General features: G+C 43.6%; 13 protein-coding genes. 7 read left to right on the top strand and 6 right to left on the bottom strand.

The features are described from left to right. Nucleotides 1-16: 16 nt before the first annotated feature. The 3 genes from BCV39_RS14945 to BCV39_RS14935 are packed head-to-tail and all read right to left on the bottom strand — an operon-like array spanning nucleotide 17 to nucleotide 4,579. Nucleotides 17-1,990 carry a diguanylate cyclase gene (locus BCV39_RS14945; protein ID WP_102432530.1) on the bottom strand — a complete coding sequence of 658 codons (1,974 nt, stop codon included), beginning with the start codon at nucleotides 1,988-1,990 and terminating at the stop codon, nucleotides 17-19. Next, complete coding sequence (locus BCV39_RS14940; protein ID WP_102432529.1) at nucleotides 1,990-2,526, bottom strand: YfiR family protein; 537 nt, start codon at nucleotides 2,524-2,526, stop codon at nucleotides 1,990-1,992. The genes BCV39_RS14945 and BCV39_RS14940 overlap by 1 nt, the downstream gene beginning before the upstream one ends. Then, nucleotides 2,516-4,579 carry a TonB-dependent receptor gene (locus BCV39_RS14935; protein WP_102432528.1) on the bottom strand — a complete coding sequence of 688 codons (2,064 nt, stop codon included), beginning with the start codon at nucleotides 4,577-4,579 and terminating at the stop codon, nucleotides 2,516-2,518. Before BCV39_RS14935 ends, BCV39_RS14940 begins: the two co-directional genes overlap by 11 nt. A 170-nt stretch (nucleotides 4,580-4,749) precedes the next feature. Between BCV39_RS14935 and BCV39_RS14930 the strand changes: the two genes are divergently transcribed. The 3 genes from BCV39_RS14930 (at nucleotide 4,750) to BCV39_RS14920 (ending at nucleotide 7,348) form a co-directional block, all read left to right on the top strand. Beyond that, complete coding sequence (locus tag BCV39_RS14930) at nucleotides 4,750-5,493, top strand: 5-oxoprolinase subunit PxpA (RefSeq protein ID WP_048660176.1); 744 nt, start codon at nucleotides 4,750-4,752, stop codon at nucleotides 5,491-5,493. A 159-nt stretch (nucleotides 5,494-5,652) separates the two neighbouring features. Continuing rightward, nucleotides 5,653-6,405 carry a carboxyltransferase domain-containing protein gene (locus tag BCV39_RS14925; protein ID WP_102432533.1) on the top strand — a complete coding sequence of 251 codons (753 nt, stop codon included), beginning with the start codon at nucleotides 5,653-5,655 and terminating at the stop codon, nucleotides 6,403-6,405. Continuing rightward, on the top strand, nucleotides 6,398-7,348 hold the full coding sequence (locus BCV39_RS14920) for a biotin-dependent carboxyltransferase family protein (protein WP_102432527.1): 951 nt from the start codon (nucleotides 6,398-6,400) through the stop codon (nucleotides 7,346-7,348). The genes BCV39_RS14925 and BCV39_RS14920 overlap by 8 nt, the downstream gene beginning before the upstream one ends. Before the next feature lie 162 nt (nucleotides 7,349-7,510). On the opposite strand, the gene BCV39_RS14915 is transcribed toward BCV39_RS14920, so the two are convergent. From BCV39_RS14915 to BCV39_RS14905, 3 genes are all read right to left on the bottom strand, one after another. After that, the gene (locus BCV39_RS14915; RefSeq protein ID WP_102432526.1) at nucleotides 7,511-8,965 is read right to left on the bottom strand and encodes an NAD(P)-binding protein; all 1,455 of its coding nucleotides are present in this window, start codon (nucleotides 8,963-8,965) and stop codon (nucleotides 7,511-7,513) included. A 533-nt stretch (nucleotides 8,966-9,498) separates the two neighbouring features. Next, nucleotides 9,499-11,937 (bottom strand): ABC transporter permease, encoded by a 2,439-nt coding sequence (locus BCV39_RS14910; RefSeq protein ID WP_102432525.1) that lies wholly within the window; start codon nucleotides 11,935-11,937, stop codon nucleotides 9,499-9,501. A 1-nt stretch (nucleotide 11,938) separates the two neighbouring features. Then, entirely contained in the window at nucleotides 11,939-12,613 is a 675-nt protein-coding gene (locus BCV39_RS14905; RefSeq protein WP_004730959.1) for an ABC transporter ATP-binding protein, read from the bottom strand. On the opposite strand from BCV39_RS14905, the gene BCV39_RS14900 reads away from it, so the two are divergent. The 4 genes from BCV39_RS14900 (at nucleotide 12,612) to BCV39_RS14885 (ending at nucleotide 18,372) form a co-directional block, all read left to right on the top strand. After that, complete coding sequence (locus BCV39_RS14900) at nucleotides 12,612-13,229, top strand: arylesterase (protein WP_076657240.1); 618 nt, start codon at nucleotides 12,612-12,614, stop codon at nucleotides 13,227-13,229. The genes BCV39_RS14905 and BCV39_RS14900 overlap by 2 nt on opposite strands. Before the next feature lie 81 nt (nucleotides 13,230-13,310). After that, nucleotides 13,311-14,510: an enoyl-ACP reductase FabV gene (gene fabV, locus BCV39_RS14895; RefSeq protein ID WP_102432524.1), complete on the top strand. Its 1,200-nt coding sequence runs from the start codon at nucleotides 13,311-13,313 to the stop codon at nucleotides 14,508-14,510. A 178-nt stretch (nucleotides 14,511-14,688) separates the two neighbouring features. Beyond that, nucleotides 14,689-16,596, top strand: coding sequence for an EAL domain-containing protein (locus tag BCV39_RS14890; protein WP_102432523.1), 1,908 nt, complete (start codon nucleotides 14,689-14,691; stop codon nucleotides 16,594-16,596). Nucleotides 16,597-16,716: 120 nt separating this feature from the next. After that, nucleotides 16,717-18,372 carry an ABC-ATPase domain-containing protein gene (locus BCV39_RS14885; RefSeq protein ID WP_048660185.1) on the top strand — a complete coding sequence of 552 codons (1,656 nt, stop codon included), beginning with the start codon at nucleotides 16,717-16,719 and terminating at the stop codon, nucleotides 18,370-18,372. Nucleotides 18,373-18,570: the final 198 nt, after the last annotated feature.

The following is an 18,570-nucleotide window of genomic DNA, read 5'->3' as shown; positions in this document are numbered from 1 at the left end:
CAAACGCCTGTGGCTATTAACTATCACGAGAGAACACAAATTGACCTTTTCCTTTGCGTTTCGCTTCGTACATCGCTTCATCGGCAACCTTTAGAATCACGTCGATATCACGCTCCAAACCGTCAACTAAGTGTATGCCCAAGCTCGCTCCAACATGAAGCGAACGCTGTTTATAATTCACTTCTTGCCCGATAAGCTCTAACAAACGTTCGGCTAGCTTCGCTAATAAGATTTTGTTTGTCTGCTTAATAATAAGTACAAATTCATCTCCCGACAAACGTGCAACCAAATCTCCCGCTCTTACCTGAGATAACAACCTGTTTGACACTTCTTTCAGGATTTCGTCACCTGCATCGTGTCCATAGTTGTCATTCACTTCTTTGAAGCCATCCAAATCCAAGTAGATAACCGCAAAATGCTGATTTGAATAGTGGCTCGACGTGACAACATCATCCATAACTTTATACAGTTGCGCTCTATTCGCTAACCCGGTTAATGCGTCGTGATGAGCTAAGTGTTCGAGTCTTTCCATCTCTTTAACGTTAGATAAATCAGACAGAGTTAACACCATATCAAACTCGTCTTTTTCGTTGTCTGAGGCAACTCTATTCACTTTGACAAACATAGGGACTAACGTGCCGGATGCGCTTTTCTCCCACACTTCGCCTTGCCACTGCCCATAATTTTCCAATGAGCTGCGAATAGTCGGCATGAGTGACGAAAACTGTTGCCAAGAAAATACGTCAAATGGTGTTTTGCCCACCAGCAGATCGGCGTGATACCCCAGTAGTCCAGTGACCGCTGGGTTTACCATGGTAATTACGTTGGACGAGTTAAGTACGATTAGGCCGTCTTTACTATTCTCAAAAACACCGGCCGCAATACGTTGGCGGCTCATTGCCGTTTCGATGTTCGTGACATCTTGAATTGCATAAAGGATACGGCCATGTTTTGACAATGAACGGCTACTCACTCGAAGCCAACGTTTAGATTGAAAGAGATCAGTGGTTTCCAGCAATTCGTCATTCAGTTCAATATTGGCGTTGATAACATCTTGTAAGAACCCAACTTGCTTGGTTACGATCAACTCTTGGATCAACAAGTGTTCAAGAAAGGCTTCCGAGCACTTAAAAATATCGCGAGTGGCTGCATTTGCATGAACGATGACCCCTTTTTCATCTACAACCAACAATGAGTGCTGAACGGTCTCAATGACCTCATTCGCGAACGACTTCTCTTCTTGGAGTTTATCCAGTGTAAAATTGATTTGGTTGTCCCGGTGTTGAAGCCTTTCAAGCATGGTATTAAAAGCTCGAACCAGCTCCCCAATCTCATCGCGGTTGGTTACGACTAATTTTGGCTGCTCTGATCGGCGTTCGACAAAGGCTTGCATCGCGTCATTGAGGTCAAACATCGGCTCGATAATCAAGCGTTGAACCAATTTGACCAGCACGCCGCCTAAGATCACCAGAAACAGAAGATAGACGGCTGCAACCTTGAAAATATTCGTTAAGATTGAATTAAACGTCTCTTTTGATATTGTCACTCTCAAGTTCGCGATAACAGCGTCATCCAGCATCACAGGAACGAGCAAGAAGATTAAATGCTCAGAGATGGCAAATTGATGATCCGCGATATCGTCTAATTCATCTGCGTTCGGCCTTGGAACCAATGTGTTGTTCACTTGGTAGCTAGCAAATAGCTGTTCGTTAATGTCATAGAGTTTGACCCTGACAATATCTTTATCTGCAACGAAAGCTGACAAAATCTCTTGAGCCGAAGATTTGTCCTCAAATAGAATCGCGGCTTGTAGATTATAAGCAACACCTTGTGCTAACACTTTAACTCGCTGGATCAGGCTTTCTTTTTCTCTTTCAAACGTGACAGTGTAATTTACCGATTGAATTGTCACCAAAGTAACCGTGATGAAGATGATAATCGGTAATATCAACTTGTTTTTTATCGATATATTATTAATGAAAGACAGCATTATTGGTCCTCCACTATAGCGATTCGTAACAGGTTTGAGCCAATGACGTAGTCACCGTGCCTTGCATTCTCGAGATTGATCTTAGGTTTGAGCTTATTATCAATGTGAGTAAGCTCAATGACTCCACCTAAGTCTGTAAAGTTAGGGATATCACTGATTGTCACAGTATGTGGGGAGTGCTCTTGACTAAGGAATTGGTCATTTTTACGGTCAGACAAATACGTAATATCACACTTAAATGTAATCGACTGTTGAACTTGGATAGCGAGCGAACGAATAGATTTCCCCTCTGTAATTGACGTCAGCACTTGGCTTACCTTTTCATCGCCAATCACACAAAAGTTCACAGCGTTCATTGAGCTTTCATCATTCCAACGTATAAAATTCGCAATTCTAAAAAGGTACACCGCTTTCACTTCATAAGGTTTGAAGCTAGCTGCCGAGGTATTCAAAGGCATAATAAGCATCGTTAAAGCGGCAAGGCCTAATTTAAAGAAACCGAGCTTAATGCGGTGCTTAAGCCATTTAGAATTCATGAGAGATCCTCACATACACCGACTCTTGATTGACGCTTTTCTGAGATGTGAATTCAGCTTGGTAGCCGTCACTCTTACCTATGTTTTCAACAACCACTTCAACTAAAGGCGCTGCGGACGACTTTTTCCATGCGAGACGCGCATCAAAGGTTATTTCATGTGGGTAAGACTGCCATTCATATTGAGTGCCATCGCCTGCTACCCAATAGTCTGGGTAATTCACATTAATGTACTGGCCAATCACATCGAATTGCCAACTTTCTGTGATATTCCACATCAACTGTGCCGTGGCTAAATGTTCATTATCAATATCGTAATAAACACTCGTTTGAGGACTAGATTTAGGGTCATCACCTTTGTTTTTTCCCTCTAATGTTGTGTAGGCATAGCTCAAGTAACTGGTGATATCTTGAGTGAGCTGATAGCTTGCGCCTAACTCCAAGCCATATGTTTTCGCTTTATAATCATCAGACAGTACACCGACATAGACATGATTCGCGGGGATATCATTTGGGTCATAACTGTGGAAGTGAAGGTTGTCATGTTCACTCAGATATATCGTCGCATCGAGTTCGAAATTTGAATTGTTTGAGTAGCGATAACCCATTTCCGCCGTTACGACGCTCTCTGTTTCCAGGTCAGAATTCGATTTATAGACATCAAGGTAGCTGTCGTTAGAATCAGCATAGTAACTGTTGAAGTAATATGTGGAGTTTGAATCCATATAAGAAGGAGCAACCACCGCACGACTCAAGCCAGCCCAAACAGAATGGCGTTGATTTAGCTGATATAAACCGCGTAGTTGAGGTGAAAGTTCTGTCGAGTCATTCTGTGTAAAGTGTTCTGCCTTGAAGCCAAGAGTTATCGATAGCGCTTCTGTCATTTGAATTTGAGACTGTACAAATGCGTTCGCAATATAATCGTTAGCAGATTGGATATTGTAGGCTCTACCGTAGTAATCGGGATTGTACCAATCCACGTCCGAAACTTGGCTTGAGGAGAAATCAAGGTACATATATCGCAGGCCACCACCGAGTGTTAGCTGATGGTTTGCCGATAGTTGGTTGATATAAGTAGAGTCAAAATCGATGGTCGAATAGCTTCCCGGAGCGTCTGGCGCGTTATCCTCATTATATTCACCCCATAACGAATATGAGAGTGTCGAACTTTCATCAAAATGGCGAGAATCGTTGAACTGAATATAAACAGATTGGCTTTTATTATCAAAATCGTTGGCTTGTGATCCGACAAACGATCCTGAATTATCATATTGGAACGTATACAACTCCGACTCATAAAAGCTTTTCTCACCACCAATACGTAATGACCAACTTTCTTCAGCATTACTTGGCTGAAATACCATCCCTGCCGTTTGTGCTTTCCATTTTTCAGATTCGTTTGTGCGATATGTGGGTTCTTCTCGGTACTTATAAAAGGCACGAGCATTCACACTGTCGTTGAGGCTTAATCCCTGACGAACACTAAATTCATAGTTATCAGTATTAGAAGCGACACCTGAGAGATAAGTCCCCTGCGTATCATTGGCAGACTTAGTAATGATATTGACAACACCATTAACCGCGTTGCCTCCCCAAATTGTTCCGCCGGGGCCTTTTAGTACTTCGATGCGTTCGATGTCGGCAAGTACATAATCAACGTCGCTCCAATACGTACCGCCATAGACTGGGCTAAACAAGCTGCGTCCATCCATCATCACGAGCATCTTGTTATATAGCCCATCATGAAAACCACGGGCAGAAACAAACCATGAGGTTTCGTTAAACTTGGTTACTTTGAGTCCAGGGACAAGCGTTAGGACTTCCGCAATGGTTTTTGCCCCACTGCGCTGAATTCGCTCATTAGAAAGCACATACACCGACGAGGGAATGTCAGTGAGTTTTTGTGTCACTTTCGAAGCCGTTTCCATTTCGACATCTAACATCGACAACTCTTCAAGACTCATCGACATGAGTTGGTCTAGAGAGTTTACTTGAGCATAGACAAAAACAGGTGTCGTTAATGCTAGTCCTAAGCAAACCTGGCGGGATATCATGTGCTCACCTAATATACAGATAGATATTAATCCTTTAATCAATAGTTCAACTATATATGAAATGCCATACTGGTAAATTTACGGTATCGAAAGTATGAGTTAGGTCACTGTTTATTTGTGGTATTTATAAGACCGTCATTACTTACCTCAACGTAAAGGATTAGCACCACGTGACAACGAAGATTTTGCTTAATTGCGACATGGGAGAAAGTTTCGGCAATTGGAAGATGGGCGATGATGAGTCGGTCATGGAATGGGTCGATATGGCAAACATCGCTTGTGGTTTTCACGCGTCTGATCCGCACGTTATGTCCAAGACGATAAAACTGGCTCAGCACTATCACACTCAAATTGGTGCTCATCCCGGTTATCAAGATTTAGTTGGTTTTGGACGCCGCTCCATTCCACACACTATGGATGAAATTAGTGAGCTGGTTTGCTATCAAGTCGGTGCACTACAAGCCCTATGTCGCTATCACCACACCTCTGTTGGCTATGTTAAACCTCATGGCGCCCTTTATAACGATATGATGGCGAACATTGATGTGTTTAATGCGGTAGCCCAAGCAGTCGCTGAATTTAACATCCCCTTGATGATTCTCTCTTCATCAGACAATCAACAGTATTTGGATATTGCTGACGACCATGATTTACCCCTTTTGTTTGAAGCGTTTGCCGACCGTGCCTATTTGAACAACGGGCAACTAGCACCACGTACTCAAAAAGGCTCGGTTTACGTCAATCAAGACGATATCTATAACCAAGTCATGCAAATCATTAACTATGGCTCAGTCACGACTTTAGAGGGCGAAAGACTGCCTATTGAAGCCGATACCATCTGTGTTCATGGCGATAACCCTCAATCTATTGCATTAATTAGAAAAATTAGACAAGACCTCAACGCTTTTAATTAGTATGAAGCGTGTGATTGGTATGACGCATGGCCTGTTCGTTCGCCTAACCAAGCACCTAATCAATCGCTCGTAAGATTCAATTGCTTTGTATTGGTTTATTCGCGGAAGTGAGACATGCCAAGTAAGCAAACAAAAGGCAAACAAACGTATGGAAACGAAATGATGACGAATAAGATTGAATTCAATATAGCGCCAGTCGCGGAATGCAGCGTTTTGGTGACTTTGACGCTATCGCCTTCAAATAATCAATCTAGCGCTGAATATGTGCAGTATATGGCTCACTTTTCCGATGCCATTCGCCAAAATTTAGCATCGGTGTTGATGAATGTGACGCCGGCTTACCAAACAATATTGGTCGATTACCTACCTTATCGAATATCAGAACAGCAGCTCATTGAACAACTCAATAATTTGATGAATCACGCTCTATCGTCCTTTTCTAGTGTTAGTAAAATTCGTAATACGATTGAGCTTCCTGCCTATTATTCACCAGAAACGGCGCTCGATTTAGACAGGTATCAAGACAAAGGCCTATCGCTGGACGATATTATTCAATATCACACCTCACAGACATACAGCGTCAGTGCTATTGGGTTTATGCCTGGCTTTGCGTTTATGTCTGATGTGGTTAATGAGCTTGCTTTGCCCCGTCACTTTACACCCCGCTTAAATGTGCCCAAAGGCAGTATCGCCATCGCGGATACTAAAACAGCTGTGTACCCTTCGGACTCGCCGGGCGGCTGGAATATTATTGGTAATTGCCCGCTTCCGTTGTTCGAGCATAGCCAATTGAAGAACGCCGATATCACTCAAAGACCATTGTCTCTGCTTAATGTTGGTGACACCGTTCGTTTCATCGCGATTTCAAAACAAGAATTTGCAGAGTTGGGTGGAGGCATCGTAAATGGCTAAGACAAACGCTAGACCAACACTGACCGTGATTAAGCCCGGTCCGTTGAGTTTGATACAAGATTTTGGGCGATTTGGTGTTGCTCATCTAGGATTAACGCAAGGTGGGCCGGTTGATGATTACTCTTATAGCTGGGCCAATCATCTATTGGGCAACCCAGTAAACCAAGCTGCTTTGGAAATCACGCTTGGACAATGCTCGTTACGAATTGATTTTGATTGCGAGATGGCGCTATGCGGGGGCGATTTACAGGCGAAGCTTGATGGTAAACCACAGGCTAACTGGCGTACTTTTCAAGCTTTTAAGGGGCAAGTTCTCTCATTTGGTTTACCTAAAAATGGTTTAAGGGCGTATTTAGCCATTAAAGGCGGCTTTGATGTTCCATCAACTCTTCATAGCTGCTCTACGGTGACTCGTGAAAAGATTGGTGGATTAACACAAGATGGAGAGCCATGCCAGCAAGGTCAACAAATAGCATTTACCCAACACTCACTCTCTCGTCCATTCAAAGCGTTGAGTGTTACCTTCAGATACAAGCCTGATTACAACCTGCCCGTGAACCTACGAGTTATTGAAGGCTATCAAAGCGAGCTATTCTCCGATTCAGCAAGAGAGACTTTGTATAACGCGCAGTATCACGTTGATCAAAATTCTAATCGGATGGGTTATCTACTCAGTGGCGATCCCGTCGACTCGCCTAACATTTCGCTGTTGTCAGAAGGCATTGCCTTAGGTGCAATTCAAATCCCTAAAGATGGACAACCTATCGTGTTGCTTAATGACAGACAGACCATAGGTGGTTATCCGAAGATTGGATGTGTCGCCAGAATCGATTTGCCGCGCTTGGCACAAGCCAAACCGGGACATGAGATATCGTTCAGCAAAGGCGATCGCTTAGGCTTACAAGATGTTTGGTGCCAATGGGCTCAGTTTTTCGGCTATTAGTCTTTGCTATGTGTTATGTGCTATGTAGCTAAGAATAATTAGCGAGGAAGATGTAGTTTAGGTGAGTTTCGGTATCTAAGCTGGCGTTTGAATGAAGATTCGGCTTATCTATTACGGTAAGCCGAATTGGAGAAGTTAAGCGCAGTCGATGATGATTGGCTATTAAGCGTGATCTTGGCCTGACACCTTTGCAAGCGCTTCTGGGTATCCACGTTCTTTGGTCAAATCTATTGCTCGGTTCTCAATATCATTTAGATTAAGTGACATTGTCACTGAGTGCATATCTTCAATAGATACCGCCTCTGATACATCAAACCATTGCTCAGCAACCTTTTGTGCCGCTTCTAATGTTGAAGAAGCTTTCACTACTTCAAGTCGAGCATAGCGTTCACCACAGAATGAGACGTCTGAAGCTCTTAAGCTAGGATCCGTTCCTGGTATTTGCTGCGCTCCAAACAAAGGCTTGCCACCCACCTGTGCAGAGCTGAAACTTGGGATGAACTGAGACATATGCGTTATTGCCGCGCGAGTTCTTAATTCAAGCTGCTCTTCACTCCAACCCGATACAATTTTCTTAAGCAACTTCGAAGGCAACTGTGGCTGTGACGAGTCTGTTGATGATGAAACAAGCCCTCCCTCAAACAAAGTAATCCCTTCTGTCATACCATGAAGTTGGAATACACCATCAGCATACGGCGTTAATTGGGCCATACCTTGCGGAGTGCCTCTCGGACCATGGAAGATAACCTCTGGCCACTCTTCCTTGCATTCTTGTGAATACGGCCACTCTGTAACGTATGCGGCTTTAAACTCAACCAGTCTTTGCTGCTTAGAGCCAACAAAGTCGTCCACAATACCTGTTTCAAATCCACTGGCATTGATCAAGTAATCGGTCGTTAGTTGGCAGCTTTGGTTTTCGGCATCGGTATAAGTCAAAGACCAACCTTGGCTCGTCGACTCAACAGATTGTAATCGGCTATTGGTTAACACGGTACAGTTAGCTTGTTGCCCTAAAGACAGTTGAGCGGTCGCAGATAAGCGGAATACACTCCAGCCGTACTCTTGAACCATAGCAACAGGATACTTAAGGGTCTCTAAATCTGTATGTTTGGCAAAAGGAACACACCAATCATCAAGTGATGTGGGTTTCAGGGGCTGAGTTTTTGTAGAAAGTGCTAGTAAGTCTTCTTTGCTGTACAGCTTGTAATACTCTTCCGGATCACCAAGCACTTGGTTGCTCTTATCTTGTTTAACAAGTTCGGTATAAGCGCTCTTGATTATCTTAAGGCGAGGAAGCAGATCCAACGGCTCTCCACCATCACTGTGCGGAACGGCTATGATTGTCGGGCGGATATTGATCGTATGAGGAAATAAGCGGACAGTATCAATTGACTGCGTAAGCAACTGGAGACACTGCTCTACAGAAATATCTCGATACAAATTGCCGCCAGCGTGTAGGTGGCAAATTGGTGGACCATTAACCAAACTCGGCCCTTTTTCCAAGATAGTGACCTTAAAACCCAACTCACTAAAGTGAATCGCGCTTGTTGTTCCGGCAATACCACCACCAACAATGGCAATAGAAGGTTGATTTGTATCCGTTTTGTTGTGGTTCATCGTGTTCTGTAGAATAAGATTAACTGCCGCTATTCTACTTTTGTTCTGCGATGAATTAAAACACATTTTTATCAAGGTCTTAGATAGGCGGGATTTAATATCTATGTAAAAAACATAAATAATCTCTTGACTCAATAACTCCAGATAGAGTTTTAAAGGTTATTCTAACAGTCAAATTTGTCCTAAGTGACGCCACATAAAGGCTGCCTCAGTACTCTTAAAACATAGATGTTAACTTATCCCTAAAGTTATCCACCGTTTTTGTGGATAACTGTTGATAACGTTCTTGCTAAGTTGCGCAAACCCTTTGTTTACAGGGACTAACCGCTATTCATTAAATCGGCATTATTGTGCAATTAGTTTTAAAAAATACTAAAAAGTTGGGAAATAAAGGTGAGATATTTGTCAGTTGTGCTATGTATTGGTCAAATAAAAAACGGTCTAAAGCGACGTCTTATAAATAGTGCATGACTAAATATAAATAATTTCACTTTTAGACCGTTTTAAAGCATTTGGTTAGATCACGCTAACCACTAACCAAAATTCTTGTTTACTGGTGCCAACAAGCGTTTGATTAAGCTATTCACTACCGCGGCCAATGTGATGAACGTTAGCACAGGTAGCGCTATCCACAGCATCGGGTGAAGTGAAGGTTGTAACTCAAAGCCAAAGTTCATAACGCCTGCTACGCTGAGCTCAGAACCGAGTGCTGCAATTGAGCCTGCGACTAACGCCATTAACCCGTACTCACACCAAATAGTATTGAGAATTCGCTTCTTACTCGCGCCTAATGTTCGATACAAGCGTATCTCTTGTTGTCTTTGAGATAAGCTTAATCGCAATAGAGTGAAGATAAGCAACAGCCCCGCCACCACACCTAACGCCGCAAGTACAGTAATCGACCAAACAATCTGTTTGAGCAGTTCTTGTATCTTGCTACCCATCTTACGAATATCCATCAAACTCACGGTTGGGTGATTTCGAGAGAGTTCGTTGAGCATTTGGTTATGTTGTTCTTCTAATCTGAAGCTCACTAGCCAAGTAGAAGGAATTGAACTCAAGACATCTGGAGTAAAGATGAAATAGAAGTTCGGCTTCATTTCACGCCACTCGACTTTACGGATGCTATTCACCTGGGCAGAGACATTCTGGCTGTTGATTGTGAACGAAAGCTCATCGCCAATCTTTAGACCCAACTGCTTCGCGACATCCGATTCCACCGATACGCCATGCTCTTGTGTCCAGCGGCCTTCTAACACTTCATTGTACTCAGGTAAGCTATCTCCCCAAGTGAAGTTGATCTCGCGACTTAGTGCGTCTGTTTCTCTTGAGGTATCGCTGTATTCCGACGCTTCAACACCGTTGATAGTCGTCAATCTTCCTCGGATAATTGGAAACGCCTGAGTGCGCTCTACTTCGTTTGCATCAATCGTCTCGAGATAACTGTCTTTTTCATAGCTTGCAATGTTAAGTGCAAACGCATTGGGCGCGTTCTCGGGCAAGGTTTGTTGCCAATCTGACAGTAAATCACTTCTGACCAACCAGATGATAGACAACAACATCAGTGACAGTGCCAAAGAGCCAAATTGAATTCCAGTTGCTAATGGTGTGCGATTAATTCGGCTTAATGCCAAACGCATAGATGTCGACGTCGGCAGCTTACCAACTAAGCGCAAAACAAGCGTACTCACAATTGCGAGCACTAAGAACAGGCAAGCGATACCAGCTAGAACTATCCATACCAATAGATTGTCGCCATACATCAGCATCATTGGAATGATCGGTACCAGTAACAACAAGTATTTCTTATAGCTTTCATTTGACTGGTGACTTGATTGAATAACACTGATTGCTGAGGTGTTGACCAAGCCAATTAACGGGATACCAAGAGCAGGAACACCAATTAAGATACTTGATAAAATCGACAAGATAGCAGGTTCAATACCATAGCTAGGAAGCGGCGTTGGTAATAAGTCACCCAGAGGTATACGAAGCAAAAACTCTAAGCCGATACCTATGGTAATTCCCAGTACTGCACCGATAACCACTAACAGAGAGACCTGTACAGACAACCATTTAACGATCCACTGCTTGCTTGCACCTAAACTCTTAAGCATCGCGATGGTTTTACGACGACTCGCCACATAATGTTGGCACGTGAGTACCAAAGTGGTCGCAGCCATGATCACAACGATAGCAACGGTTAGCGAAAGATATTGAGTCGTGCTTTCGAAAATGTCGTTAGTACGGCTCGCAGAATCTTGAGTACGCCAGCGGTCACTCGGGGTTAATTCTACGCTGTCTTGCGCGGCTTTCAGTTTTGAATCATCACCGTTCAAGAACAGCCTGAAACTTACACGGCTTCCCGGTTGAATGGCACCAGTCGCATCGATATCGCTTTTGTGTATCAATACAGCTGGCATTTGCTGGAATGGGTTAAAGCTCAAGCCCGGTTCTTGAGTGATACGCCCTGTTATCGTTAAATCGGCATCACCAATAGTGACATTGTCACCAATGTCTACTTCTAACTGCGCAAATATACGCTCGTCTAGCCAAAGTTCACCCGGCTCAACATGGTTACTTAATGCTTTATCAACGCCCTCTAAGATCATTTCGCCACGTAATGGGTAATTACTTTCAACCGCTTTCACCGTCACTAACTGCATCGAGTTGTCACTGAATGCCATGGTTGAAAAACGGGTTAGTTGGGAGCTTTCTAGTTGCTCAACTTGAGTGAGGTCTAACAAGGATTGCGGAATTGGGTTTGCTGATATGAACACGCTATCGGCAGTAAGTGCATCTTTGCCCTGCTTAACAATTACCTGCTCCATACGTTCTGCCAACGCCGACAATGCAAACACACAAGCAATAATAAGCGTTAAAGCGATTGAAACTGGCCACAACTGACCGTGTCGAATCTCTTCAATACTCCATGAAAAAAGGCGTTTATTCAGTCCGTTTGATGAATTCAATTTAGACTTCCTCTATCTGACCGACATGCATCTTAAGTGTTCTTTGGCAACGTTGTGCAAGCTTAGGATCGTGTGTCACCAAAACCAACGTGGTGCCGTGAGATGAGTTCAATTCAAACAACAACTCAACAATCTTGGCAGCCGTTTGCTGGTCTAGGTTACCTGTGGGTTCATCAGCAAAAAGGATTTTTGGCTTGATCATAAATGCGCGCGCCAACGCGACCCTTTGTTGCTCACCACCAGATAATTGGGACGGCAAGTGATCAAGCCTGTCTTTCAAGCCTACGGATTCAAGCAAAGCAGTCGCGCGTTCGATGTCTTCGTCTTCTCCCTTCAACAAACAAGGCAGCGTGACATTTTGTAGTGCAGATAGGCTTGGGATTAATAAGAAGCTTTGAAATACAAACCCAACCGATTCACTACGGATCTTAGCCCTTGCCTCATCATCAAGCTGTGAAAGTGGCTGCCCTAATAAACTGATTTCACCTTTCGTTGGTACGTCAAGACCAGCTAGCAGCGTCATTAGGGTCGACTTACCCGCACCAGACGTGCCGACAATCGCGACGGTTTCGCCTTCACGAATATCGATATCGACGTGCTCTAGGATTGTTAAATGTTCTTGATTAGTAGACACTGTCTTCGAAACAGCTTCTGCTTTAATGATGGATGTATGCATGACTCGACTAATTTCCTTTTTATTCTTTATTTTATTTTCAACCGCTTCTTTGGCTCAAGATACCGAGTTAGATTCTAAGCTACTGGTCCTTGGTGATAGCTTGAGTGCTGGTTACAACATGGACATCAAACAGAGTTGGCCAAGCCTGTTACCAGACGCATTAGCAAAGCATGACAAAACAGTCACCGTGGTTAACGGAAGTATTTCGGGTGACACAACTGGCAATGGTTTGGCTCGCCTACCACAATTGCTTGAAGAACACGCTCCAGACACTGTTCTTATTGAACTTGGTGCGAATGATGGACTTCGTGGATTCCCACCGAAGCTGATGTCTGCGAATCTTGATCAAATCATTGAGCAGATAAAAGCTGCGGGCGCGAAACCTATAATGATGCAGATAAAAATCCCACCGAATTACGGAAAGCGTTACAACCAGCAGTTTGAATACGTTTTTGCAGCGCTTGCTGATCAACAAAACGTGCCACTTTTGCCCTTTTTCCTTGAGCACATCATCCTTAAACCTGAGTGGATGATGAACGATGGACTGCATCCAAAACCAGAAGCTCAACCTTGGATTGCTGAATTCGTCGCCGAAGAATTATATCAGTATCTTTAAGTTTTAATGGTCTAGCTCAATAAATTTTACACAGCTTTACGTTAGCCTGAGTGCATATCACCGTTAACTGTAAGGTTATTTATGCTGATCGAACCTGTTATCAAGGGTGTGGTAGCCAAAAGCACTCACCCTCTTGGCTGTCAAGAAGCCGTAAAGCAACAAATCAAGTTTGTTAAGAGTGCGCCGCAAATCAAAGATGGCCCTAAACGCGTACTGATTATCGGCGCTTCCTCAGGCTTTGGCCTTGCCGCTCGTATTGCCCTTACCTTTGGCGGCGCAAAAGCTGACACTATCGGCGTCTCATTCGAGCGCGGTCCAAACGAAAAATCCCTAGGTAGTGCTGGTTGGTACAACAACATCTACTTCAAAAAAGAAGCAGAACGAGAGCAACGCACTGCTATCAATATCGTTGGCGATGCATTTTCGCAAGAAACACGTTCACAAGTTGTTGAAGCCATTGAAACCTACTTTGAAGGTGAAGTGGACCTGATTATCTATAGCTTAGCTGCGGGCGTTCGTCCTAAACCAGATTCCGATGAGTTTTGGCGCTCTGCCATCAAGCCTATTGGTGAAAGCGTAACTGGCGCGACGATTTCTCTGGAGCACGACAATTGGGTGACAAACACACTTGATGCTGCAACGGAAGAAGAAGCCGAAAGCACACTCAAAGTGATGGGCGGCGAAGATTGGGAACAATGGATAGATGAGCTTATCAACGCTGAATCTATCGCCCCGGGTTGTAAGACAATCGCGTTTTCTTATGTTGGTCCAGAAGTCACACACCCTATCTATTTAGACGGGACATTGGGGCGAGCTAAGATCGACCTTCACCAAACCAGCCACGCACTTAACTTAGAGTTAGCTAACTTTGATGGCAACGCTTACGCGACTGTCTGTAAAGCCCTAGTCACTAAAGCGAGCGTTTTCATCCCGGGACTCAGCCCTTATCTACTTGCTTTGTACAAAGTTATGAAAGAGAAAGAGACCCACGAAGGTTGTATTGAACAGATGCAGCGCTTGTTTAGCTGCAAACTGTATGGACAAACTAAAGTGCCACTTGATGGTGAACGTCTGATTCGTATGGATGACTGGGAATTAGACCCTGAAACCCAAGCACACGTAACAGAGCTGTTAGAAAAGATGGATGAGAACAACTTCAAAATGTTAGGCGATTACCAAGGGTTTAAAGAGGAGTTTCTGCAGTTAAATGGGTTTGCTCAACCTTCGGTAGACTATAACCAGAAACTTAATACTGAAGATTTTATAAAATTAAAGCCTTAATCGAAACTTATCTCATTACTGAGACCCAGATTCACATTTGAAAACCTCTGCAAAATTGCGGAGGTTTTTTCGTGCAACATTTCTTATAATTAATTAACGTAAGGTTCATAGTTTATTTGGTTCATCATAATTAACACAGGATGTGTTGATGCATTTAGCATAATTGACTCGGAGTCATATGAAGAAAATAAAAACGATAGACTTAGATATTCCAGACGATATGGAGTCAGGTTGGCAGAACATTGTTGACCTCTTGGCTCAAATCACTCAAGTGCCCGCCGCACTTATCATGCGTGTTCACGCCAACTATATTGAAGTTTTCTCAACCAGCCGTAGTGAAAATAACCCTTACAACAAAGGTGACTCTGAAACCTTAGGTAATGGGCTTTACTGTGAAACGGTGATGGAGTCTCAACAACAACTTGTTGTACCCAATGCCCTCGCCGATCCTGACTGGGAAAACAATCCAGATATCAAGCTCGGCTTAGTCTCTTACTGTGGTATTCCGCTGCTTTGGCCGAATGGCGAATTATTTGGCACCATCTGCATTTTAGATTCAAAAGAAAACCACTACACTCCCACCTATATCAAGCTTTTACAGAGCTTTCGCACCTCGATAGAGTCCCAGCTTAAAACCCTGTTTCAGCATGCTAAGCTCACTCAAATGAATAGAGACTTGAAAAACCGTGTTTACACTCGGACTAAAGACCTTGCGAGTCTTAATTATTCATTAAATCAAGAGATTGATAAGCGAAAAGCAGCAGAGCAAAAGATCAATTTCCAAAAGAATCACGATCTCGGTACAGGCTTTTTAAACCGAACCGCATTTGAATCTCGCTTGAACCACAAGCTACTGTCACAAAGAAGGCTAACAGACAGCTCATTTGCAGTCGTTCATATTGGTTTTACCAACGGCAGACGCATACAAGCTCGATACGGCTATAGTGCGTTAGACCAAGTACTTGTTGAATACCGAAAACGCATCGACAGTATCTCTGATATAGAAGTGTTAACAGCACGCCCTACTTCAGTTGACCTCGTGTTGGCGTTTAGCGTTAAAGATTTAGACCATCGCCTAGAAGAACTTTGCCAGACGCTAGTTAAAGTTGGCCATTCAGAATTTGATATCGAAAGTGACAAAGTGCATTTGCACGCCTTTATTGGGATTGCAGTTACGAACGACGAAGATGATGCGGAACGCATTCTGCAAAAATCTTCTGAAGCGATGTTAGCCTGTAAAGATTCAGGACAAAAGTTCGCTTACTACTCTCAATCTCATACCGAAGAACAAACCCATATTAATAAGATCGAAGGCTATTTGCTTCAAGCCGTTCGCAATGATGACCTTATGCTCTACTTTCAACCCAAGGTATGCCCGCTGACGCATCGCTGGGTTGGTGCAGAAGCTTTGCTCCGTTGGCGACATCCTGTTTTGGGTGACATTTCTAACGAAACCTTGATACATATGGCTGAGCAAAACGGTTTGATTTTCGAAGTGGGTAGCTTTGTTCTTCGCAATGCGATTGAAAAAGCCAAAGAGTGGTCTGAATACGTTGACGATTTCAAAATGGCCGTGAATGTGTCTGCGATTCAACTTAAGAACGTGCACTTTGCGGAACAAGTGGTTCACCTACTCGAAACCTACCATCTAGAACCTCGTTGCTTAGAACTTGAAGTCACGGAGAGCGGCCTGATTGCAGATGAAGTGGTTGCCAAGAATACCTTAGAATCTCTGCATGATATTGGCGTTACATTGTCATTGGATGACTTTGGCACGGGCTACGCTTCTTTCAGTTACCTCAAGAAATTCCCATTTGATACCATTAAGATTGATAAGAGCTTTGTCGACCAAATGCTCAACTCACACGAAGACTCGGAAATTGTTCGTTCTATTGTTCAAATTGCGAAAAAGCTCGACCTAAAAGTCACGATTGAAGGCATAGAATCTGAGGTTCAGGAGCAATTTATTATTAATGAAGGCTGCGATGTGGGCCAAGGCTACCTTTACGGAAGGCCAATGCCGAGCCAAGAATTCGAACACAGCTTAATCAATCAAAACTATTTGGGGACAACTCGCTACGCTTAAAGCGGAAAAGAGCAGTTAGTTTTGGATTTAGGCCTACTTTCTCTTTACTCTAAAGGTGGTGATTTTTATAATCGCCGCCTTTCTGTTTTTATCTTTCCCCTTATATAGGCATTCCTCGTTATGGATCAGTTGACTGCAAAGCTTAAAAAGCTCGAAAAACAAAACTACCGTGCATATCAACAAATTAAAGGTCAATACGACTTTGCTGATTTTGAATTACACATCGACCACATTCAAGGTGACCCATACGCGTCAGCTTCTCGTTTTCGTGCAACGCGCGCGTGGTCTTTGACCGGGTTAGATTGGCTGAAAGAAAAATCTTATGAATACCAAGTAGCCGCTCGTGACTTTATCGCACGTAGCTTCTCTGAGTTCGCGAAACAAGAATCGACCGTGTCTATCGCCCTGACGGGCCAAACAGTATTAGACAATACGGCCGTTGTTTTCACAGAACACGGTATCGAAATTCGTTTCCGTATCAACCTACCTGCTGATGGCCGTAGCATTCTTGCTAAGAAAGCGAACAACATCATCACTTTCTACTTACCGAAGTTTATTCGTCGCGCAACGCTTGAGCGTGAGTTGAACATCGATGCAATGATTAAGCACTGTGAAACGATTGAAGACCAAGAAGCACTGCGTGCTCAATTGGACGAAAATAACCTAGCGGCGTTCGTTGCAAACGGCAGTGTACTACCGCGTATCGCGGGTAACTGTGACCTGCCGATGAAAGACGCGGTGCCTTTCGCAGCTCCAGAGTCGTTGAGCGTTACATTAAACACACCAAATCAAGGTGACGTGACTGGCCTAGGTATTCCAAAAGGCATTACGCTAATCGTTGGTGGTGGTTTTCATGGTAAATCGACTCTGTTGAACGCCGTTGAACGTTCTATCTACAACCATATTCCTGGTGACGGTCGTGAAGGCATCGTAACTGCGATTGATACGATGAAGATACGTGCTGAAGATGGTCGATGTGTGCACAGCTTGAACCTGTCAAACTACATCAATCATTTACCTATGCAGAAAGACACGTCTGATTTCAGTACACAAGATGCATCTGGCTCTACGTCTCAAGCGGCTTGGTTACAAGAATCAATTGAAGCCGGTGTTCAAACTCTACTTATCGATGAAGATACATCAGCGACTAACTTCATGATTCGTGATGAGCGTATGCAAGCGCTAGTGTCAAAAGGCGATGAGCCAATCACGCCACTTGTCGACCGCATTGGCCAACTTCGTGAAGAGATGGACATCTCTACCATTGTTGTAATGGGTGGCTCTGGTGATTACCTGGATGTGGCGAACACTGTGATTCAAATGCACGACTACCAAGCGGTAGATGTGACGGAAAAAGCAAAAGACGTTATTGCTCAGCACCCTACCCAGCGTACTAATGAATGCGAGACGGCTTTAGAAACGTTTGTGCCGCGTTCATTGAACCGCGCATCGCTAATGAACATTCTAACTGACGGTAAATTCCGTGTTAACGCGAAAGGCAAAGAGTCACTGCGTTTTGGTAAAGAGTTCGCAGACCTTTCTGCGCTTGAGCAATTAGAATCGCCATCTGAAGTAAACGCGATCGGTTGGGCTTGGTTCCAATTTGCACAAACTCCAGGTTGGTCAAACAACCCAGCGAAAGAGTTCAACGCTATTTTGGAAAACGAATGGCACGCTAACATGCCTAACTACGGTGATTTAGCGAAACCAAGAACATTAGATGTGATGGCAGCTCTTAACCGTATGCGTAAATCTCAGTTCAAGCCTTCGAACTGATTTCGTTAACTATAAGATTTATTGTGCTTCTAAGCTTTTGAAGTTCCAAGCTTCCAATTTACTAAGCGACTAAGCGACTAAGTCACTAGCTACTAAGTCAGCAAATTAACGGTCTACGGCTCTCATTCTGAGGGCCGTAAATCTTTCTAACCTCTATTTGCCCAACTTCTAGTGTTATCAAAACTCTTCAACTCTAAA

Origin of the sequence: Vibrio sp. 10N.286.55.E10 (assembly GCF_002872555.1) — a bacterium.
Lineage (GTDB): Bacteria > Pseudomonadota > Gammaproteobacteria > Enterobacterales > Vibrionaceae > Vibrio > Vibrio crassostreae.
The sequence above is the reverse complement of the archived record's forward strand: the minus strand, read 5'-3'. Positions and strand labels throughout refer to the sequence as shown.